This is a genomic window from Leptospira ilyithenensis (genome assembly GCF_004771005.1).
Taxonomy (GTDB): domain Bacteria; phylum Spirochaetota; class Leptospiria; order Leptospirales; family Leptospiraceae; genus Leptospira_A; species Leptospira_A ilyithenensis.
The window spans coordinates 1-21,546 of the sequence record NZ_RQHV01000049.1; the positions used below are offsets into that span (position 1 = coordinate 1).

A 21,546-nucleotide genomic window follows, 5' to 3' on the forward strand; every position below is an offset into this window, starting at 1 on the left:
AAATCATTTTTCCGTTTACAGGATGTGTGACCACTGCTTCTTCGAAGCTGTCAGGTGAATACTATATCAATACAGTCTTCTCCCAGGCAACGATCCCTCAGTTGCAAATGGATCCCTACAATTCGAATATGATGAACCAGGTTTACGCTCAGTCGTATTTTCTGAATTCCACGCAAGCCTGGGCGAGCCAGGTATCGCATTACCAGAGTTTGTTTCGCGCCGGAAGCCGAGGCAGACAGAACCATTTACGATTATGTATCGGGCATAAACACAAGAGCGATGTGTATAACGATCTAGCCTTACCGAGAGGTTGTCCGTAGCTGAGCCTCAAAGAGGCGCGTTAGCGGCGGTGCGCTTTCTTGCTAAGCAAGAAACGTGACGGAGGACAATGTGCCGAAGGCCGAGCAAGGGTGAAGGGAGTGAGTCCCGCAGCGTAGCGGTAAGGCGTAGTTATACGCCGATTTGATTTTAAACAGCGATAGGGAATTTTTCTATATGATTTATTTTTTCTTGCATAGCTAACCAAAGATCATACTTTCCTTGGATTCGAATCCAGCTTTCAGCAGATGTATTTGTCGCGTATGCAATTCGAAGAGCCATATTTGGAGTAATTCCAGCTTTTTGATTTACAATTTCAGAAAGAGTTTTTCTTGAAACACCCAAACTTTTTGCAGCTTCAGAAATAGATAAATTTAAAGGCTTTAAGACATCTTCGAGCAAAATTTCACCCGGATGCGTAGGCTTTCGTGTTTTAGTATTTTTCATTAATGGTAATCCTCGTAATCTACTAAAATTGCATCTTCACCAATAAATAGAAACGTAACTCTCCAATTTCCATTTACCCAAACAGACCATCGCTTTTTCTTATCACCTTTTAAGGGATGAAGCTTGTATCCCGGTAAATCCATGTCTTCAGGCTTTAAGGAGGCGTCTAACCTATCTAATATCCTTGCAAGTTTACTAGAGTGATCAGGTCTTATTCCTTTTTTGCTACCCATATTGAAAAAATCCTCGAGGCCTTTATGAAGAAATGATTTGATCACCCGATATTAGTGTAACGTAATGGGTTACGGTATCAAGTCTTTTTTTGTAATTTTAATTTAGAATCATAACCAGCACAAACCCAAGTGCGAATGGGACAAACGGGTTCGTTAATACGAACTTTTAGAAATAGGAACAAAAATTGCAGATTAACGAGTCTTAAAGCATATTAAATTGCTGGAAAAGTTTAAATCGTGCAGGTTCCGCAGTCGAAATTCTGATTTTCGAGAGTTCTTTCTCGCCTGTTTTCCCTGGATTCTTTTTTTGATAAAGCGGAATCTTTGTTATGGCCATTATAAATTTCTTCAGGGGTTAGTAAGTAGTTTCCGGCTTTGTTCGGCCTTTCTGAATTATAAACAGAAATCCATAATTCGATTTTTATATCTAACTCTTGTAAGTTGTCTATGTCCTAGTGATAAAGGAATTGATATTTTATGATTTTGTTCAACGCTTCGATCTGACTATTGGAGAATGTAACATCTTTCTGTGCAATGATCTTGTTGATTGCAACGCCACTCCGATTGATCCATCCGTCCAATTCTCCTTTGTTCTCAGATCCTCCGTCTGTCATCAAATGAAGGTAGCTGGTTTCTTCGTAAAGAATCGAGTTTCAGGATTTTTACATAATTGATAAAGGAAGTAAGGGAAAGATGTAAAATGTGATTTTTCCGACCATACCCCCAAACGGAGGATAGTGGCCATCCCAGTGGAAGTTTTTCTTCGCATAGTTCTTTGATTTTACGAACTTCTGTATTTACAATTTGTTTGGGGAATTTGCGAAAACAAAGTTCTATATTTGATAGACCACATACGGAACGGATTTGTAAAGACCATCTGTGGTATGTGGATTTAGAAATCCTGAACATCCTCAAAGCTCTTTTCAGTCCGAGATGATCTTTGGTTCTTTTGATTGTTGTTATGATTTTTATCTGACTTCGTGTGTTAATCTCGGTCTTCGGGGTATCTCTTTTATTTTTAAAATACAGTGTTTGATTCTGATATAAGTTTTTATGATACCAGACGGTTGATTTCGGGTATCGGGATAGTTCCTCCTTATCAAGGAGTCCCAGAGACTCTGTATTTGAAATCGGTGTCGTATTTATGTCGTTTTGCGGTCACTTTGTGATGATAGATCGGAACTTTTTAAATAAAGATTACTTTAAAAAATAGTGAAATATGAAAGTTTAAAAATCAACCCCCGGACCACCAAATCGAAAGCGAAGCGAGCGACCGCGCCTTATAGGGAGAGCCGCGTAAAGGAAAGAAATTGGAAAAGAAAAATGGTGCGAGCGAGCTAATGCAAAATCTAAATAAAGCCCCGCGCCCCGGATAGAGGGAGCGCCCCGTCGACCGATAGCCGGAGATGGCGCCCATAAAATGAGTGACAGAGTGCCCTAATCCGTAATTTTGTTAATTAAATCCCTGTAATTTAATAAAAATAGACCATCTCTAGGAGAATTTCATGGTAAAAATCGCAATCAACGGCTTCGGACGTATCGGTCGTCTCGTGCTTCGTTCCGGAATCAAAGACCCAAATCTCGAATTTGTGGCAATCAATGACCTTGTAACACCGGACAATTTGTCTTATCTATTCAAATACGATTCCACTCATGGCCGTTATGACGGAGAAGTTTCTCACACTGAAAATGAAATCATCATCGATGGAAAAAAAGTTAAAACTGTCTCCGAGCGCGATCCTGAAAAACTCCCTTGGAAAGAATTGGGTGTGGATTTTGTAATCGAATCTACAGGACTTTTCACTGACCGTGTGGGTGCCGAAAAACACATCAAAGCGGGCGCAAAAAAAGTAGTGATCTCGGCTCCCGCCAAAGACAAAGACATCCCTACTTTCGTAATGGGTGTAAATAATGAAAAATACAATCCCGCGGTAGACAATGTAGTTTCCAATGCATCCTGCACTACCAACTGTCTTGCTCCTATCACCAAAGTAGTGTTAGACAATTTTGGAATCGTGGAAGGACTGATGACTACGATCCACGCAATGACTGCAACTCAGCCGACAGTAGACGGACCTTCCAAGAAGGATTTCCGTGGTGGTCGTGGCGCTCCTCAGAACATCATTCCTGCTTCCACAGGTGCTGCGAAAGCTGTGGGACTTTGTATTCCTGAAGTGAACGGAAAACTAACAGGCATGAGTTTCCGAGTTCCCACTCCTGACGTATCCGTTGTGGATTTGACAGTTCGTACGGAAAAAGCAACAAGCCTTGCTGAAATTTCCAAAAAGATGAAAGAAGCTTCCGAAGGTTCCATGAAAGGAATCTTGGGTTATACGGATGAGATGGTAGTATCCAATGATTTTCTGGGATCAAAACTTTCTTCCATCTATGATTCGGATGCGTGTATCGAGCTGAATTCAAACTTTTTCAAACTAGTGTCTTGGTATGACAACGAGATGGGATACTCCAACCGGGTTCTTGATCTCATTCGTTACATGGCCAAAAAAGGTTAAGATGAATCTTCCCAAGATCGAAAGCGAAAATTTTAAAGGCAAAAGAGTCTTTTTACGAGTTGATTTCAATGTTCCCGTAGAAAACGGCAAAACAACGGACACAACCCGGATCGAAAAAACTCTTCCTACAATCGAGCTCCTTTTACAAAAAGGGGCTCGTGTGATCATAGGAAGCCACTTGGGACGTCCCAAAGGCAAACCTGATCCGGAATTTACGATGCGTCCCGTTTTTGAGTCGTTTTCGAAACTGACAAAAGCAAAAGTATTATTTTCAGAAAATGTAATCGGACCTAAAGCGGTTGCACTTTCCAAAGAATTGAAAGACGGAGAAATCCTTCTTTTGGAAAACCTTCGTTATCATAAAGAAGAAGAAGAAAACGAAAAAGGTTTCTGCAAAAAATTAGCCGAACTGGCTGACGTTTATATTAACGACGCCTTCGGTGCCGCTCATAGAGCTCACGCATCTACGGAAGGTGTGGCACATTTACTTCCTGCATTTGCAGGGCTTCTTATGCGCAAAGAAATCGAGATGTTGAGTGGACTCCTTGCTCGCCCCGAACGCCCGTTTGTTGCCATCGTAGGTGGCTCCAAAGTTTCTTCCAAATTCGCAATTCTCAAAAACCTAAGCGACAAAGTGGATCACCTTCTCATCGGAGGAGGAATGTCCTATACTTTTTTAAAGTCGAGAGCGGTCCCGATCGGAAATTCTCTTTTTGAAAAAGAATTCGAATCCCAAGCCTTCCAATTGATTGACCGTGCAGGAGTCAACGGGATCGACTTACAGATCCCAGTCGATCATGTGATCGCGGACAAATTCGATGCCAATGCCAAAACAAAAAATGTGGATAAGATGGGGATTTTGGACGGTTGGATGGCGATGGACATCGGTTCAAAGACCATCGACAATTATATAAAAGTTATCAAAGACGCAAAAACAATTCTTTGGAACGGCCCTATGGGTGTTTTTGAAATGGATAAATTTGCCAAAGGAACCATTGAAATTGCGAAAGCAGTCAGTAAATCCAAGGCAAAAACGATTGTGGGCGGAGGAGATTCGATTGCAGCGGTGAACAAAGCCGGTGTTGCCGACAAGATCACTCACATCTCCACCGGGGGCGGTGCCTCACTTGAATTTTTAGAAGGAAAAACACTACCAGGTGTTGCCTGTTTGGTGAAAAAGGAAGACTGATATGAGAAGAAAGATCATCGCTGGAAACTGGAAAATGAACCTTACACTAGCCGAAGCAAAATCAATTGCCACCGGTCTTGCCGGAAAACTCGGACAAACCAGGCCGGAAGTGATGGTCTTTCCCAGCTCTATCCACTTACCTAGCGTAAGTGAAATCCTGCAAAACACAAATGTTGTTGTAGGTTCGCAAAACGCTTATCAGTCGGGACTCACTGCTATGACGGGAGAGATTTCCCCCGTTCAATTGAAAGAATTGGGAATCAACACATCTCTTGTAGGTCATTCGGAAAGAAGACAATTTCTGGGAGAAACGAACGAGATCCTAAACGAAAAAGTAAAGTTTTTACTCGGCCAAGGGTTCCGAGTCATTTATTGCATCGGAGAAACCCTTGCGGAAAGAGAAACAGGAAATACTTTCAATGTTTTAAATACCCAAATCAAACAAGGACTGAAAGGGATCGAAAGTTCCCTATTCGAAAGACTCATCATTGCGTATGAACCTGTTTGGGCGATCGGAACGGGAAAGGTGGCGACACCGGAACAAGCCGAAGAAGCTCACTCTTTCATTCGTAAAGAAATAGCCGGATTATTTGTGGGTGCTTCAACGCTAGCAGAAGCCATCCAAATACTTTACGGCGGTTCCGTAAAAGCGGACAATATCGCTTCCCTACTCACCAAACCGAATATAGACGGTGGTCTTGTGGGCGGCGCAAGCCAAAAGCTGGATTCATTTTTATCACTGATTATTTAAAGGAAAAACTATGGGATTTTTAATCGGAACAATCGTTACTCTATTCGTACTTCTTTCACTGTTTTTGATTCTTCTTGTGATGATTCAAACAGGTAAAGGGGGATCTGCCGGGATGCTTGGCGGATCTACAGCAAGTCAATCCGTCTTCGGTGCATCTACCGCAGATGTTATGACCAAAACAACAAGAGTGTCTGCAATCCTCTTCATTCTACTCTCGTTGACACTGTCTTTTCTTTTTGCAAAGAAAGACGATGTATTGCTTCCTGAAGTAGAGCCAACACTCGAAGCCCCAGTGGATGCAACAAATACAAATGAAGCTACACCGGTTACTCCTTCTAGCCCAGCTAAGTAGCCTTATCCCTTTATGCGTTGTCTCTCTAACTGCTGAGACCGCGCATAAAGTTCGGGAAAAACAATTAGACCAAGAAATCCTCTCTCTCTACAAAGATCTTTCCCGCGCAAGAGAGCTTCTCTCCTACGATAAAATCCAAACAGTTCCGGGCAATACCACTGTGAGTTTTGTCGGGACTTACCCCAATCGAACCGGTGTAAAGATAAGAAAGTTCAATATCGATGCTGATTCAGGGCCCAAAGGTAGGGTTAAATCCTCCGAAGAAAAATCAATCTTACTAGAATTCAACGGTTCAACTCTTTCCCGTGTGGAAGTATCAGTCATTTCGGAAGACGTACAGATAGAACAAAAATCAAAAACACTGATAGTAGATACTTCCCCCTTGGATGATAATTTGAATGATATGGAGATTCGTTTTTCTGGGTTAGATGGTCTTTCAAAATTCACACTTGCCGATTTTCAGAATGATGACGTAAAACCGGAACGGAATAATTTTAAAAAAGATTTTTATATCAAGTTCTTATTGGACTTTCATTCTCAGATTTCTTCCATCATCGCATCTCAAAAAAACCAGGGACTCAAAGGCCAGAAAAATATGTTAAAACAACTGAACGGATCTTTGAAGTATTGATTTTATGATCGAGCCAGTAATTCGCAAACGTCCGGATATCCCCGAATCCATTGAAAAGATCACGGAAAAAGCAAGGGAATTGGAAGCCATATACGATGTGGTTCAGGACCCCTTAGTGCTTATTGATGCGGATTTTAAGGTACAAAGAGCCAATCTGGCAACGATTCAATTTGCGAAAAACCATGATTTCGAAAGCGTTTTGAACAAACCTTGTTACGAAGTATTGTATCAAAGAACGGACATATGTCCTTACTGTCCTGCTGCGCAAACCACTGACAAAAAAGACAATGGGTTTCAGCATTTTTTAACTCCGAAGTCCAGAGAGATATTTTTCAAAGTGGGTGAAAAGAAACAAACTCTTCAGTTGGAATTTTATCCTTATCCTAAAAACGAAGGCGAACATTGGATTGTTGAAAAAATATCCGATGTCACCAAACAAAAGGAAAAAGAAGAAGAATCCTTTCGAATGCGTAACCTTGCTTCATTGGGGATTCTCGTTTCGGGCATTGCTCACGAGCTAAACAACCCATTAACAGGTATCAGCCTAACATTACAAAACCTAAAGGCAAATTGGCAGAATGCAAGTCCCGAACAAATAGAAAAAAGACTTGAGATGATCAAAAACGATATCTCCCGCGCAGCGATCATCGTATCCGACATCATTTCATTTGCCAAATCGGACCGGGTCAAGGTAACTCTGGGAGATATCATAGATACGATCAATCGCGCCAAAGATACGGTTGTCAGACTCTACCCTCATTTAAGCAAAAACATAAATTGGAAAATCCTATTCGATCACGAATACCAATTCCCTTTTCATCCTCAGAAGATGGAACGGTTGTTTATGAATATATTCAGAAACTCACTCCAGGCATTTGATTATAGACCGGGAGAGATCACAATCGACGTAAGAAAAACCAAAAACTGGATTCACATCATTGTAGAAGATAATGCAGGCGGAATTCCCGAAGCGATCATTCAAAAAATATTCGATCCTTTCTTTACAAACAACAAATCCGGAACAGGAACAGGACTCGGTCTTTCCATTTGTTACTCCATAGTTCAAGAACATGATGGAACCATCTCTGTCAAATCCACGGAAGGAAAAACCAGATTTACTATTTCTTTTCCCGCTTCGGGAGAAAATACGGAAGACCCGTTATGAAAAAAAAATCCATTCTGATTGTAGAAGACATCCATTCCATTCGAGAAGCAATCTTGGACCTCTTGTCCATAAAATACGAAGTATTTGGAGCCGAACATTTCGAAGAGGCGGCTTGGCATCTTCAAAACCAACAGATTGATTTGACAATCACTGACATTCGCCTTCCTGGCAAGTCAGGAATTGATGTAGTCAAGTTCATCCAAAAGGAATACCCCGACGTATTGTATGCACTAATGACTGCGTACAATATCAATGATTATATCCGTTATGCGAAAGAATACCATATCTGGAATATCATTCCAAAATATTCTTTTCTCGATATTCATTTAATCGAGGTTATGGTAGAAAAACTTCTTTCCAATGATATATTCGGAGTCGAAAAATATTTCGGAAAGGATTTTGCCATTCACGATAAATCATTGCTAGGCGGATTTGAAGAAGCCCCGAAAAACGGAGTTATCTATAAACAAATCCGTTCCGACCAGGACCGCTCCATTCTATGCGGAAAAATCTCAAAATATCTGATTCAATTGGGAGCGCCGAAAGCAATTCAGCAGGTATTGGAAGAGCTTACCTCAAACGCAATGATTCGTGCCCCCAGAACAAACACAGGAGATTATAAATATCAGTTTGAAATTCCTTCTCATGATATGGTGGTTCCCGTGGACAATATAGAACTTTCCCCGGAAGATTATTTTCAAATCGGATACGGATCGACAAACACTACTTTATTTATTGTCGTCAAAGATCAGTTTGGTTCTCTAAAAAAAGAAGAAATCCTGCACAGGTTGGATCGCCATATCAGCCTGGACGAAAATACCGGATTTCCAAAAGGTTTGGAAGATTCCCATGGGCGAGGGCTTTATATTTGCCGCGAAATTTCAGACCAGTTGATATTCAATATCACACCGGGCAAATGTACGGAAACAATCGCAATGATCAATCGGGAAGGAAGAACGGGATTCAAATCCCTTTCCATTTACGAAGTTTAAAAAATCCGCAGTTGATAAAGATCTCTTTTCGTTTCCAGATAAAATGTATTTTTGTCTTTTCCCGGAAAAAATCGAATCGGAGATTCCGTAGATGGTAAAGTTTTGGTTCTGATTTTTTTTCCATCCGCATTGAGAAATACAATCTCTTTGTCCAGTCCGTATACAAATCCGTTTCCAGTTGCAAACACGGCTTGGTAAACTGATCCTGTTTTGTCTTTTTTTACGGCCCAAACAATCTTTCCGTCTTCGTAAAATTCCAGGCTATTTGGCAAATTCAGCAAAGTGTTTCCATTATCCGCAATGGATAGATAAACCTTATGAGGAAAATAATGTTCCGTCTCCCACTCATCGGTTACTTCGCCTTTCTCATCCAAGATTAGAAACGAATCTTTCTTGCCTGTGGAGAAATGGACTGCCACAAAACTTCCATTTGGCGAAATGGACACAGACTTGAAAAAGGACTCTTTTCTATCAATAGACAAATCCAATGAATACAGGGAATTTCCTTTTTCATCTATTCTATAAATTTCACCGCCGGAAAATAATACAACGGCACCTTTGCCAGTATGGTCAAAATCAAAATCGGTCAAAAACCTTCCGTTCAACTCCCCAAGCCCTACCCGATTGCCGCTACTGTCCAAAAGAAAAACGGTGTTATTGTCACCTGATAAGTACAATACGGGGGAAGAAAAATAACCCGATCGGGGATAGGAATTGATCGATTTTTTCCAAAATAGTTCTCCTGAATCATCGAAAAAATTAACTTCATCGCCTATCTTTTGATATTCGATATGTCCCGGTGCAAGTAATGCGAAATCTACCCGATTGGGTTCTTCATAACCGGTGAATTTGTTTGTTACAAAAGAAAAATACCTATTTTCTATCCTATATCCGTTTAAGGTTTTTAACGGGTTCTCTCCGTCTTTTGGGGCGGAAGTTCCGAAACCTCCTTCTTTGTTCCAAACCCAACTCTCTTTGACAGATGACAACATAGGCAAATGAGTATCCCAAAGAAAAAAGAAAAGTGTAAAGAACACTAGAACGGATAGAAAAAATTGAAACATTATTTTATTTCTCTCTCAGGTAGAATTTGATGTAATAAATACAAAGCGGTGTTAGCCGCATTTTCCCGGATAGTTTCTCTATTTCCCGGAAATAAATAACGGAATGTTTCCGTAGGTTTCCCTTTTTTCTTTCTTCCTATCCAAACGAGTCCGACCGGTTTTTCTTCCGTTCCGCCGTCAGGACCGGCAATTCCGGTAATAGACAACGAATAGTCCGCATTTGTTTTATCGGAAAGACCATCCGCCATTTCCGAACAAGTCTCTCTACTGACTGCTCCGAATTTTGCAATCGTATCTCCACCTACACCAAGTAAGCCGACCTTTTGGTCATTGGAATAGGTAATGACTCCCCCCAAAAAATAAGCACTGGAACCTTTTATATCCGTAATCTTGGCACCAAGGAGTCCGCCTGTACAACTTTCAGCGACAGCGAGACTTTTCCGCGATAGGCTCAAAGACTCATGCACTTCCGTAAATACGTCTTCCGTGCAAAGTTCTTTATAAAAATTTTGAATCCTTGAAACAACTTCGTTTAACAAAGATTCGTCTTTCGCATTAAAAATCGTTTTGATAAACCCTTTTTGTGCGGTCACACCCCAATCCATTCCCGAAGAGAGCAAATCTTTCTGGTTTTTCATAAACTCTTCCTGGAACAGAGACTCTCCGATCGACCAGATCCAACGGGTGGTTTGTTTTAAATTTTCAATACCGTAATTTCTTTTAAGGAAGGGCAACAATCTGCGATTGAACATCTCCTTCATCTCTGCCGGAACCCCAGGCATACATACAAGAAAAGAAGAAGGTGCTATCTCTTCTGCAAATCCGACTGCAATTCCCGCAGAATTGTCCAAGGTATAGGATCCGGACGGAACGTACACCTGCCTGAGCATCGCAGGAAGAATTTCCGTATAGGATCTCCCTCTGGATTCGATAAGTTTCTGTAATTTGATCCTTGCTTTTTCAACAACTTCCCTTTCTTTGTTTTGCAAATCCAAAACAGTCTGCAAAGTATAATCGTCTTCCGTTGAACCTAGTCCGCCGGTCATGATGGCAAGGATAGGGTTGTCAGGATCATTTTCCGCCTTTCTTTTCAATAACAACAATTCTTCCAAAATGGTTTTCGGATTGTCAGGGAGAGCGATAAAGTTTCTTACTTTCCAGCCTTCCTCAAACAAACGATTGGCGATCCAACCTGAATTGGTATCGATACTTCTTCCGGCCGTGATTTCGGAACCTGTGGCAATGATTGTGATTTGAGGTTGTTTCATTTTAGTTTATTTATTATTTGCCTGGCTCATAAATCTAATTTGATTCTTCCTTGCTCATTTTTTCCGGTGCGGAAATTCCTAACAGTCGCAACCCTTCTCTCAAATCGAACTGAACCGATTTACAAATTTGCAAAAGAATTTCCCTTTCTCTCCCCGATTTTTCTTTGATTCGATTGTCTTTGCCGGAATAAAATTTCGTAAACGAGCGGCTTAACGATTGCAAGTAATTGGTAAGCCTGTGAGGTTCAAAGGAAAGTGCCGCATCATTTACTTCTTCCGGAAATCTTGCAGTCCAAAACAACAATCTCGCCCTTTCATCCGATTTCAAAAATTCGAAATCAGTATCGGAAAAAGATAAATCTCCGGAAGCTTCACCTAACTCTCTGAAAATGGAACAGATTCTTGCATAAGCGTATTGAATGTAAAACACCGGATTTTTTTCCGATTCGTCTTTGGCCAAATCCAAATCAAAATCAAGAGGTGCATCCGAAGTACGCATTAGGAAAAAATAACGCCCTACATCACGCGCACTTTTTCCCAGATAAGAAAGAAGGTCTGTCATCGTTTGAAATACTCCCAAACGTTTGCTCATCTTTACCTTCTCTTTGTTTTCGATCAGGTTGACTTGCTGGGCTATCAGAACACGAAAACTATCTGCACCAAAGCCCAAGGACTGGATGGCTCCCTTCAGCCTGGCAATGTATCCGTAGTGATCGGGTCCCCAGATATCAATGATTTCTTCAAATCCGCGATCGTATTTGTTTTTATGATAAGCAATGTCCGCCATCAGATAAGTCGGCCGACCGTCCTCTCTGAGTATCACCCTATCCTTATCATCTCCGTAATTTGTGGACAAAAAGAATAATTTCCCTTCTTCCGTTTTTTTATCACTTTCTTTCAATCTCTCGGGAACTTTTTCAACTTCTCCCGCATCATGTAATGAACGTTCGCTGAAAAACTCATCAAACTTAACTCCGAAGAGATCAAGATCTTTCTTTTGACCTTCCAGATTGTAATTGATAGCGAATAGGGATAATTCCCGGATAATGGAATCCCAATCTTTATTTTTGATTCTCAAATCAAGAGACGATTTTTTAGAACTATCTTGTGAATATTGTCCCGCAATATCTTTGATATATTCGCCGCGATAACTTTCTTTCGGCAGCATATTGGACTCTATCAATTCAAAAACAGGAGTATCGCTTTCTTCTTCCTGGAAACTGATGGTTTCTCCGTTCAATTCCTTGTAACGAAGTAGTACCGCCACACCCAAAAGATACACTTGATTTCCGTAATCATTTACGTAAAACTCCCGTTTGACGGTATGTCCGAGTGTGGAAATCAAATTTGCAAGTGCGTCTCCATAAGCCGCCGATCTTGCCGATACGATATTCATAGGTCCCGTAGGATTGGCGGAAACGAATTCCAGTAATATTTTTTTTGTTTTTTCCTCTTTGGCAAACGGATCACCGCTCGAACGAAAGTCCATTGCATACCGCGCCAAGGAAAGAGGAGAAATTCTAAAATTGATAAATCCCGGCTGGGAAAAAGTCACTGACTCGATGGAGGAATCTTTTGTTATCAGAGTGATAATCTTTTCCGCAATGACTTGAGGTGGTTTGCCGAGAGCGTTTTTATTTTCCAAAGCAAAAGAAGAAGAATAATCTCCGAACTTTTCATCTCTGGAATATTCGATTCGAATTTTTAAATCGGGAAATAATTCGATTTGGTTTTCCGACTCTAAATATTTTTTAATGGAATTGGTTAGGACGTTTAGTACTTTATATTTTAATAAATTTTCTTTTTTCATAGTCTCAATGATTGGGAAATCCTTTCCCCCAGGTTTCAAATGCATTTTTCCTGTAACGTTTTACAAATTCGTGGATCGGTTCCCCTTCACTTCTAAGTATTGGTTTATAGTTTTCTGTCTTTTTCGGATTTGCTCGGTTTGTCAGTTTTGTCTCGGCTCTTAGAAGTAACTGAAAAAGTGCCGTAAAAAGAGTAAACACCATGATAAATAAGATCGTTTTTGGGAACTGGCTCACGATTACTCAGTTTCCCAGGGTTTTATAAAATTCAAAGTAAGATTTCATTTCTTTGCCGGTAATGGAACGCAAATATTGATTCAAAACAAAATCTGCCTCCCGAATTTGGTCCTGATTTGGTTTTTGCAAAATCAAATTTCCGAACTTCAACCTGAGAATCATATCAAACAACCGTAATATACTCATATGGTCTTTGGGGATACTATGACAATCACCGCAATGAAACTCCCGATTCTCCCAGGAAAAGAAAGCTTTGGATTTGGAAAGTATATCCTCTCCGCAAGAAACGCAATAAAAGTCCCTGGGAAAATGCCCCAAATTGACAAGGGCTCTTAACTTAAAGAAAGGTAAAATCTCATACTTAAATCCGTGTTCTGAACAATACTCAAAACATCCTGATAACAGCTGATAAATGAACGGATGTTCTTCTCCTTCCGGAAATAAATGCATAGACAGCTCGCATAAATACATAAGAAAGAGTGTACCTAAATAATCCGATTTCAACGCATCATACCGGTTGATCAAATTGATCTCTTTCGTGGACTTCCATTCCTTTTCAGCCTGATCATAAAAATCAATTTCTACAAGGGAACCCAACTCCGTTCCGGCGATCGCTCTTCTTTTGGACTTGCGGATTCCTTTCGATAAAAATTTCATTCGAACCAGATTTTCACCGGCAAGACTGATCAAACGATCACTGTCTCCTATATCTCTGCTCTCTATTACGATGCCTTTTTCTTTTTTAAGTGCCATCGTCTTCACCAAAGATCAATGCCAAACACTCATCTTCCTTATTTTTCATCACGACCTCGTCTTCAAGAGAAGTCTCGTGATCATAACCAAACAGATGCAATACTCCATGAACAAGCAGTCGGTAAAATTCATCCACATCCGTATGGCCTATTTCGATCGCCTGTCGTTTGCAAGTATCGAAAGAAATTACGATTTCTCCTATCATCTGATGGGGAAGAGGAGGAAATTCCTGAAACAAAGGAAAGGAAAGTACGTCGGTAGTCCGATTGATATTTCTTCGTTCCCGATTGATATTCGTCATTTCGGAATCGGTAACAATCAGAATATCCAACTCTATTGATTTTAAAAACTTCGGTTTGATTTCAAGAAGGATGAGTTCCAGATTTTTTTTAACAAGATCTTCATCCAAAAAGGATCCCTCTACATTCTCATTCCAACGGATCGAAAGAAAGGGAGGATTCATTATTTCGAAACTTTTTTGGTTTTGGTAGTTTCTTCCAAAGCTTTTGTATCTTCCGGTTTAGGGTACTTCGGTCTTTGGTGAAGGCTGGAAAGAAGGACTTCTTTAAAACTGGATTTGATAACTTCCAAATCTCCAAGTGTCAAACCGCTCTCATCCAATTGATTTTCAGCTAACTTAGAGTTGATGATCTTACGAATCAGATCATCCAGACTTTCAGGAGATACTTCATCCAAAGATCGGGATGCAGCTTCCAGAGAATCAGCAATCATAACGATCCCCGTTTCCTTTGATCGGGGCTTAGGACCGGGGTATTGGAAATCGGATTTGCGAATTTTCTTTCTTGCCTGCAAAGAAAGTGTCTGCAAAGCCTTGTGATAGAAAAAAGCCATCGTAGAGGTTCCGTGATGTTCCGGTATGAAGTCGATGATCTCACGAGGGAGTCTCGCTTTTTTTGCCATTTCAATCCCATCTAACACATGATCAATGACAGTCTTTGCGGCGAGGGCAGGATTGTTCTTATCAATATGTTCCGGTTTGGGAATCAAATGCTGGTTTTCAATAAAAAATCCCGCATTCGGAATTTTACCTATATCATGAAAATAAACACCGACCCGAACGAGGAGCCAATCCAAATTCAAATTCTGCGCGGCACGTTCGGACATGGCTGCAACCATAAAGGTATGGGTATAAGTGGATGGAGCTTTGGTAAGTAGTTCCTGCAAGAGAGGATGGCCCGTATCCGCAAGCTCGATCAATTTGAAACGGGTAGGAATATTGAAGATATATTCATAGATGGGAAGCAAAAACTGAACCGTAGTCGTACTTGCAAATCCATTGATGAAACATAACATCACCAAACGAAAGATATTCGAATGAGTCAGGTCAAAATAAAAACTTCCGCTGCTGCTAGTCACCCAAAATTCTCTTCCGTCAAACAAGTAACCCGCAGTCGAAATCAGAATCTGAACAAAACTGATGAGAAATCCCGCTTTCAAAAAATCGATCCGTTTCTTTAGTTTTCTGCCGTAAACCGCGCTCACTACCGCAACGGTAAACGCCAACATAAACGAAGTGGGATTGTATCTTGAAGCGAAGAACACTGTAAAAGACAGGAAAAAGCCGAGTGCAATCGCCAATTGCTCGTCATAGACAAATCCGAGCAAGAGACAAATCATTCCGATAGGAACAAAGAGTGCGAAATAATAAGAACCTTCCCAATCCACATCATTGATATAAAATGTTTTGGATACGAAATAGATCGCCACTACCACAATCCAAAGAGTGATAAAGATGATAAGATTGCTGGACAAGTCGTTCAGTCGGTTCGGACGGTAACGGATCAGATAAAAACCGATGATCGCAATCAGAACGCATTGAGAAATAAAAATGGATGTAATGGAGGCAAGATTGGCACGCGTCGCATAACGGTTCATCATCTCCAATTTCAAACGAACCGTAGGAGTTACCACTTCTCCCGCACGGACTATGATTTCGTTTACCTGAATGCGGCTTTTCTGTATTGCGATGGAGTCTGCCGCTTTTTGCCTTGCCGCTTCCGTTTCTTCGAAATTGTAAGTGCAGGCAGGATAGGAATAAACATAATAAAGCCCAATCCGGGAAATTGCTTTTAATAAATCGGGAGATACGTTTTGCAATTTATCTTCAGCTAACTTTTGCAATGTGGAAAGGATCGGACCTTCTTTGTAAATTTGAGATCTGGGAATCACCAAATTCCCGTCAATCACCGCAGCAGGTTCCTGAGTTCCTAGATTACGAACCTTTGCCCCGGATTTGTCCAAGTCCTTTTGAAAATCCAATTCTTCTTTTACGATACAATATCTGGAAAAAATCAAATTGATGTACTGTTGAATAAAGGATTTTACTTTGTCCTTTCTTCCGTAATCCAAAATGGCCTGTATCTCTTCGTTAGTTCGATTCCGCCATCTGGGAATTTTTTCTTTTACTACGGGGGGAGTTCCCCTTCCTTCGGAGACAATCTGCTTTAACATCTCCATGTCTTCCGAAAGATTTACATCAATCCCGTTGGTTAGAACATTAAAATCCTTATCAAAGGAAATAGGAATATTTCCAGAAGCTTTTCCCTTCTCCTGATTTGTTTTTTCAGGATCGTCATAGAAAAACTCTTTTACTGACTGAATCGTTTCTGGCGCAATTTTCCCCTCGGAAAAGGGTCCGTCCTGTTCAATATTGATTCTCTGTTGTCCGAAAAAAGGAATGGCAAGGTTGTATGTAACGAATATAAGAGTTACAAAAACAAGAATGATCTGAATGTTCCGCACAAAGGATACAGGTCTAACTTTCGTTAGAATATCAGTCAACTTCGCCATAGTATTTTCAAACAGCTGGTTCATGATCTTTTGGTAAAAAGCCCCTCATTCTCTTCAAATCTGCGAACGATCGCTTCCACAATATGATGGCGCGTGATATCTTCTCTTCCGAATGTGATCGCTTCCACACCGTTTAGTCCGCGTAAAGTATAGACTGTTTTTTCGAGCCCTGATCTGCCATGCGCCAAATCAATTTGAGTGGCGTCGCCAGAAATCGCCATTTTGGAATTTTTACCGAACCTGGTAAGAAACATCTTTAACTGAGGCAAAGTACAGTTTTGCGCTTCATCCAAAATGATAAAGGAATTGGAAAGGGTGCGTCCTCTCATAAAAGCAATGGGTGCAATTTCAATTTTATTCACTTGGATGTATTCCGTGGTTTTTTCAAAACCGATACATTCGTGTAACGCGTCATAGATGGGACGGAGATAAGGGTTTATTTTTTGAGTCAAATCCCCCGGAAGAAAGCCGAGGTTTTCGCCCGCTTCCACTGCCGGGCGGGTGAGAACTAGCCTATCCACTTCACCCGACTGCATCATTCTGCAGGCGGTGGCAATGGACAGGAATGTTTTGCCTGTTCCTGCAGGTCCCATAGCAATTGTTATATAATTTTTCTTTAAACTTTCTACAAAGGATTCCTGGTTTTTGGTTCTGGGAAAAATGGGTTTACCCTTAAAGGTAACTAACACTTTGTCCTTAGGAGTCCAATCTCCGTCCGATTCGTTTTTTACAAATTCGGGACTGCCGGGAGTCGGCCAACCTTTGTTAGCATCCTTTGCCTGCCCCATAAGATAATCGATGTCAAAAAGGGAAAAATCATTTTTGTCAGGGCGCTTTTTAAAATTTTCTTCCACCCTTTGAAATGTCTCAACAGCTAACTGAACAAAGTCGGACTCTCCCTGAATGATCAGGGATTTGCCGCGAGGAATGAGTTTGACTTTGAGTCTGGATTCCCAAAGGGGAAGCTGCGAGTCACCGATACCGCAGATGACCTGGTAAAGAGATTCCTCCCCGAATGTGAAACTTGTATCCATATGAATATTAAATAGTGACCACTCTGAGTTTCAACTCTTCCAATTGTTTTGCTTCTACAAAACCCGGAGCTTCACTCATCATACATGTTCCTTTTTGCGTTTTCGGAAAAGCAATCACGTCACGGATAGACTGGCTTTTGGTGAGAATCATCATAATACGATCTACTCCGAATGCAATTCCACCATGAGGAGGCGCGCCGAAAGAAAGTGCTTCGAGAAGGAATCCGAATTTTTCATTTGCGGATTCTTTGTCGATTCCGATGGCTTCCAGGACCAATGATTGAATTTCAGCGTTGTGAATACGGATACTTCCCCCACCGATTTCGGCTCCATTCAGTACTAAGTCATAAGCTTTGGCGGAAATTTTAGAAAGGTCAACGCTTTTCCCGGCTTTCCAGTCTCGCAAAAGATCCCAATCTTCCTCTTTCGGTGAAGTAAAAGGGTGATGCAAAAAAGTCCAGGACTTGGTAGTTTCATCCACTTCGAACATAGGAAAGTCAACCACCCAATGAAAACTGTATTCCGACTTGGGAGGATCGTACTTGTCCGAAAGTTTCAATCGGAGAGCACCTAGAGATGCATTTACTATTTTTGTAGAATCCGCACCAAAGAAAACCATATCTCCTTCTTTGGAACCTACCGCTTTGGAAATTGCTTCCAACGCCTCCGGTGTAAACCGTTTGGTAATCGTGGATTCCAAACCTGCCGAACCATGTTTCATATATGCAAGGCCCTTGGCACGAAAGTCTCTGGAAAGCCAGGCAGTCAAATCTTCGATTTCTTTCCGGGAAATAACAGATCCTCCTGGAACACAAATCGCTTTCACAACTCCACCTGTGGCAATGGCACCGCTAAACACCTGAAAGTCGCAAGTTTTTACAATTTCAGATACATTGACAAGTTTCATTCCGAAACGAATGTCCGGTTTGTCGCTTCCGTATTCTTCCATCGCTACATGATAAGGCATGGTTGCGAATGGAGTCGGAATTTCGAGTCCGAACACTTTTTTCAAAGAGAACTTCCACATCTCTTCTATCTCGCGGCGAATGTCATCCTCGGAAACAAATGCAAATTCCATATCCAGTTGGGTGAATTCGGGTTGTCTATCCGCACGTAAGTCTTCATCTCTGAAACATTTTACGATCTGGAAGTATCTTTCCATTCCTCCAACCATAAGGATTTGTTTGAATAACTGAGGGGATTGAGGAAGAGCATAAAATTGTCCTTGGTTGAGTCGGGAAGGAACCAAAAAATCTCTCGCACCTTCCGGAGTGGATTTGTTCAAAATGGGAGTTTCGATTTCCAAAAAGGATTTGCTGTCCAGATATTCTCGCAAAGCAAAAGTTAGTTTGTGACGAAGAATGAGGCGATCTTTCAGTTCCTCTCTTCTCATATCCAGATAACGGTATTTCAATCGGACTTCTTCCCCGCTCGGATCGAATTCATCGAGGGCAAACGGAGGAGTTTTGGATGCATTTAAAATTTCCAATTTTTCTACGATGACTTCATACTTTCCGGTTTTCATCTTAGGATTGACCGAGTCCGCATCCCGAAGAGAGAGTTTACCTGAAACTGCGATCACATATTCGGAACGCACCTTTTCTGCGGCGGAAAATGCCTCACCCAGAAGTTCCTTGCGGGCAACAATTTGAATGATACCTGATCTATCTCTCAAATCAATAAATATGACTCCACCTTGGTCTCTGAAACGGAACGCCCAACCGGCGAAAAACAACTGTTTGCCGACTTGAGAATCATTTACCGATTCCGCAGAAATTCTATTTTTATACTCTTCTTGTATCCAGGTTTTCAAAGTTCTTTTCCTTTTAAATTGGGACGTTATCGAAACGGCTGATTTTTGGGTTGAACATCAGAGGGAAATCGCCGGTTGCCCCTGCTCTGTTTTTGGCGATGATGATTTCCGCCATACCTTTTTTACTAGGCTCTAGTTCTTCGGGAGGTTTCACCATTTCCTCCCTGTAAATAAAACAAACAATATCCGCATCCTGCTCGATAGCACCTGACTCCCGTAAGTCGGAAAGCTGCGGTCTTTGGTCTTTGGATCTGGATTCAATGGAACGGTTCATCTGGGAAAGTGCAATTACCGGGCAACCCACTTCTCTTGCCATCTGTTTCAGTCCCCGAGAGATATTCGCAACCTCTTGTTGCCTGCCACCTTGCGCAGCTCTAGGATCACTCATCAGCTGCAAATAATCCACAATGATAAGTCCGATGTCTTCCGTAGTCCGAAGTTGACGAACCCTTGCCGAAAATTCCTGAATGGTCAAATAACCCGAATCATCGATATAGATACTGGAAGTGGTAATCGTCGCCACAGCATCTTTCAATTGGCTCATCTGTGCCTGCGTCAAAGTTCCCGACTTGATCGAATAGGAATCGATCCTTGCTTCCGCACTGAGTAGTTTCAAAAGTAGCTCCAATCGGCTCATCTCCAGAGAGAATATAGCAACAGTTTTGCGTTCTTTCAAAGCTACGTTTGCCGCAATATTCAATGCAAATGTGGTTTTGCCGTTTCCCGGTCTTGCGGCAAGAATCATAAGTTCGTGGGTTTTGAGTCCGGTTGTCTTTTGATCAAAACCTTCGTAATGGGTTTTAAGACCGCTAATACCTCCGCCGCTTTGACTGTTGGCAACAACGGTTTTGATATAGTCGATCAGTGTGTTGGCATCGTCCCGAACCCGTCTGAGTCCTTTGGATCTCTCTTGTCTTGAGATATCCATAAGGGATTGTTCGATAAAGCTGAAAACAGTATCATTTTCTCCCGGTTCGGACTTTACCTTATCAATAGCAGTTGTTAGAGATTCAACGTATTTGCGGCGATCGGAGACCCTTTTTACGCGTTTGATGTAATAGTCGAGGGTCTGAGAAGGTACGGTATCTTTGTACAAGGAAGTGATGTATTCCAAATCGCGCATCTCGTCTTTGAAGAGATGTTTTTCCCGCATATGATTTGTTACGGTAACTATATCTAAAGATACGCCTTCCTGGATCAGATCCACGATGGCATCGAAAATTCGTCTGTGGGATTCGAAGTAGAAGTCGTCGGGGGCAAGCCCCATGTCTTCCTGCCCCGCGACACCACGCATGAGCAGGTAGCCAATTAGGTTCTTCTCGGATTCTATCTCCTGGAGGGGGTTAGAATTCATAGAAGGTCTGGAGAAGAATTAAGCTTCTCCGATCACTTTTACTTGGATGTTAGGAGTTACACCTTCTGCCAAACGAACTTTCAGTTTGTATTCGCCCAGAGCTTTCAAAGGTTCGCCTAAATCCAGTTTTCTTTTATCGATTTCAATACCGGTTTTTTTGATAGCAAGAGCGATATCTCCGGCAGTTACGGAACCGAACAAACGATCGTTTTCACCGACCTTTACTTTGATCTCAAAAACCTTACCGTCAATAGAAGCACCCAGGTCTTTCATCACCTTTGTTCTTTTATCGCGCTTCAAATCAGCCAATCTTTTCTGGTGAACGATCACTTTCGTATTACCGTCGTTAGCACGCACAGCAAGTCTGCGAGGGAGAAGAAAGTTACGTGCATAACCGTCCGCTACCTCTTTGATATCTCCCGCATCACCTAAGTTTAAAACGTCTTTTTGTAGAATCACTTTCATGTTTATCTCCTAAAGAACCTTAAATGGTAGTAAACCGATTGATCTTGACTTGCGAATTTCGCGTGCAAGAACTCTTTGGTGTTTCGCGCAAGAACCTGTAATACGGCGAGGAATGATTTTCCCTCTGTTGGTTACAAATCTTTCTAAAATATCAACTCTCTTGTAATCAAGACCTGCGAGCAACGCTTTGTCAGCACAGAATTTACAAACTTTCTTTTTGTATTTTGCGTTTTTACGTCCGAATTTGCCTTCGCCGTCTTTACCGCGAAAACCGCCTTTTTCGTCGTCATCCATCGCGTCCATATTGTCGCGCGAATCTCTTGAATCTTCTTTTAAATCACTCATAAA

23 protein-coding genes are annotated in these 21,546 nt (G+C 41.4%); 8 read left to right on the top strand and 15 right to left on the bottom strand.

Features of this window, described 5'->3' with window-relative positions:
* Positions 1–320, top strand: a 320-nt coding sequence (locus EHS11_RS19820) for a hypothetical protein (protein WP_167884410.1), incomplete at its 5' end; no start/stop codon positions are given.
* Positions 321–468: 148 nt separating this feature from the next.
* Here the strand turns inward: EHS11_RS19820 and EHS11_RS10525 are convergent.
* From EHS11_RS10525 to EHS11_RS20175, 3 genes are all read right to left on the bottom strand, one after another.
* Entirely contained in the window at positions 469–765 is a 297-nt protein-coding gene (locus EHS11_RS10525) for a HigA family addiction module antitoxin (protein ID WP_135764375.1), read from the bottom strand.
* Complete coding sequence (locus tag EHS11_RS10530) at positions 765–1,043, bottom strand: type II toxin-antitoxin system RelE/ParE family toxin (protein ID WP_135764376.1); 279 nt, start codon at positions 1,041–1,043, stop codon at positions 765–767. The genes EHS11_RS10525 and EHS11_RS10530 overlap by 1 nt, the downstream gene beginning before the upstream one ends.
* Before the next feature lie 407 nt (positions 1,044–1,450).
* A complete protein-coding gene (locus EHS11_RS20175; protein ID WP_246047781.1) occupies positions 1,451–1,612 on the bottom strand; it encodes a hypothetical protein in 162 nt (53 codons plus the stop codon).
* Between the two features lie 891 nt (positions 1,613–2,503).
* On the opposite strand from EHS11_RS20175, the gene gap reads away from it, so the two are divergent.
* The 7 genes from gap to EHS11_RS10570 are packed head-to-tail and all read left to right on the top strand — an operon-like array spanning position 2,504 to position 8,591.
* A complete protein-coding gene (gap, locus tag EHS11_RS10540) occupies positions 2,504–3,511 on the top strand; it encodes a type I glyceraldehyde-3-phosphate dehydrogenase (protein WP_135764377.1) in 1,008 nt (335 codons plus the stop codon).
* A 1-nt stretch (position 3,512) separates the two neighbouring features.
* Positions 3,513–4,700, top strand: a complete 1,188-nt coding sequence (locus EHS11_RS10545; protein WP_135764378.1) for a phosphoglycerate kinase — start codon at positions 3,513–3,515, stop codon at positions 4,698–4,700.
* A 1-nt stretch (position 4,701) separates the two neighbouring features.
* Positions 4,702–5,451: a triose-phosphate isomerase gene (tpiA, locus tag EHS11_RS10550; protein ID WP_135764379.1), complete on the top strand. Its 750-nt coding sequence runs from the start codon at positions 4,702–4,704 to the stop codon at positions 5,449–5,451.
* 10 nt (positions 5,452–5,461) lie between these two features.
* Entirely contained in the window at positions 5,462–5,803 is a 342-nt protein-coding gene (secG, locus tag EHS11_RS10555) for a preprotein translocase subunit SecG (protein WP_135764380.1), read from the top strand.
* On the top strand, positions 5,763–6,434 hold the full coding sequence (locus EHS11_RS10560) for an LIC_12096 family protein (RefSeq protein WP_135764381.1): 672 nt from the start codon (positions 5,763–5,765) through the stop codon (positions 6,432–6,434). The genes secG and EHS11_RS10560 overlap by 41 nt, the downstream gene beginning before the upstream one ends.
* Positions 6,435–6,438: 4 nt before the next feature.
* Entirely contained in the window at positions 6,439–7,599 is a 1,161-nt protein-coding gene (locus tag EHS11_RS10565; protein WP_135764382.1) for an LIC_12097 family sensor histidine kinase, read from the top strand.
* Positions 7,596–8,591, top strand: coding sequence for a response regulator (locus EHS11_RS10570; protein WP_135764383.1), 996 nt, complete (start codon positions 7,596–7,598; stop codon positions 8,589–8,591). Before EHS11_RS10565 ends, EHS11_RS10570 begins: the two co-directional genes overlap by 4 nt.
* Here the strand turns inward: EHS11_RS10570 and EHS11_RS10575 are convergent.
* From EHS11_RS10575 to rpsR, 12 genes are read right to left on the bottom strand one after another with little or no spacing between them, the layout of a single operon-like run.
* On the bottom strand, positions 8,588–9,655 hold the full coding sequence (locus EHS11_RS10575; RefSeq protein ID WP_135764384.1) for a hypothetical protein: 1,068 nt from the start codon (positions 9,653–9,655) through the stop codon (positions 8,588–8,590). The two genes, EHS11_RS10570 and EHS11_RS10575, sit on opposite strands and share 4 nt — an antisense overlap.
* On the bottom strand, positions 9,655–10,923 hold the full coding sequence (locus tag EHS11_RS10580; RefSeq protein ID WP_135764385.1) for a nicotinamide-nucleotide amidohydrolase family protein: 1,269 nt from the start codon (positions 10,921–10,923) through the stop codon (positions 9,655–9,657). Before EHS11_RS10580 ends, EHS11_RS10575 begins: the two co-directional genes overlap by 1 nt.
* A 34-nt stretch (positions 10,924–10,957) precedes the next feature.
* Positions 10,958–12,733 (bottom strand): arginine--tRNA ligase, encoded by a 1,776-nt coding sequence (argS, locus tag EHS11_RS10585; protein WP_135764386.1) that lies wholly within the window; start codon positions 12,731–12,733, stop codon positions 10,958–10,960.
* Between the two features lie 4 nt (positions 12,734–12,737).
* A complete protein-coding gene (locus tag EHS11_RS10590) occupies positions 12,738–12,968 on the bottom strand; it encodes a hypothetical protein (protein WP_135764387.1) in 231 nt (76 codons plus the stop codon).
* 6 nt (positions 12,969–12,974) lie between these two features.
* A complete protein-coding gene (gene recO, locus EHS11_RS10595; protein WP_135764388.1) occupies positions 12,975–13,721 on the bottom strand; it encodes a DNA repair protein RecO in 747 nt (248 codons plus the stop codon).
* Positions 13,711–14,184, bottom strand: coding sequence for an rRNA maturation RNase YbeY (gene ybeY, locus EHS11_RS10600; protein ID WP_135764389.1), 474 nt, complete (start codon positions 14,182–14,184; stop codon positions 13,711–13,713). Before ybeY ends, recO begins: the two co-directional genes overlap by 11 nt.
* On the bottom strand, positions 14,184–16,556 hold the full coding sequence (locus EHS11_RS10605; protein WP_135764390.1) for an HD family phosphohydrolase: 2,373 nt from the start codon (positions 16,554–16,556) through the stop codon (positions 14,184–14,186). Before EHS11_RS10605 ends, ybeY begins: the two co-directional genes overlap by 1 nt.
* Positions 16,553–17,566, bottom strand: a complete 1,014-nt coding sequence (locus EHS11_RS10610; RefSeq protein WP_135764391.1) for a PhoH family protein — start codon at positions 17,564–17,566, stop codon at positions 16,553–16,555. Before EHS11_RS10610 ends, EHS11_RS10605 begins: the two co-directional genes overlap by 4 nt.
* A 7-nt stretch (positions 17,567–17,573) precedes the next feature.
* Positions 17,574–19,379 (bottom strand): aspartate--tRNA ligase, encoded by a 1,806-nt coding sequence (gene aspS / locus EHS11_RS10615; RefSeq protein ID WP_135764392.1) that lies wholly within the window; start codon positions 19,377–19,379, stop codon positions 17,574–17,576.
* 13 nt (positions 19,380–19,392) lie between these two features.
* Positions 19,393–20,733 carry a replicative DNA helicase gene (gene dnaB, locus EHS11_RS10620; RefSeq protein WP_135764393.1) on the bottom strand — a complete coding sequence of 447 codons (1,341 nt, stop codon included), beginning with the start codon at positions 20,731–20,733 and terminating at the stop codon, positions 19,393–19,395.
* 18 nt (positions 20,734–20,751) lie between these two features.
* Complete coding sequence (gene rplI, locus EHS11_RS10625) at positions 20,752–21,198, bottom strand: 50S ribosomal protein L9 (RefSeq protein WP_135764394.1); 447 nt, start codon at positions 21,196–21,198, stop codon at positions 20,752–20,754.
* A gap of 9 nt (positions 21,199–21,207) precedes the next feature.
* Entirely contained in the window at positions 21,208–21,492 is a 285-nt protein-coding gene (gene rpsR / locus EHS11_RS10630) for a 30S ribosomal protein S18 (protein ID WP_109019579.1), read from the bottom strand.
* Positions 21,493–21,546 lie beyond the last annotated feature (54 nt).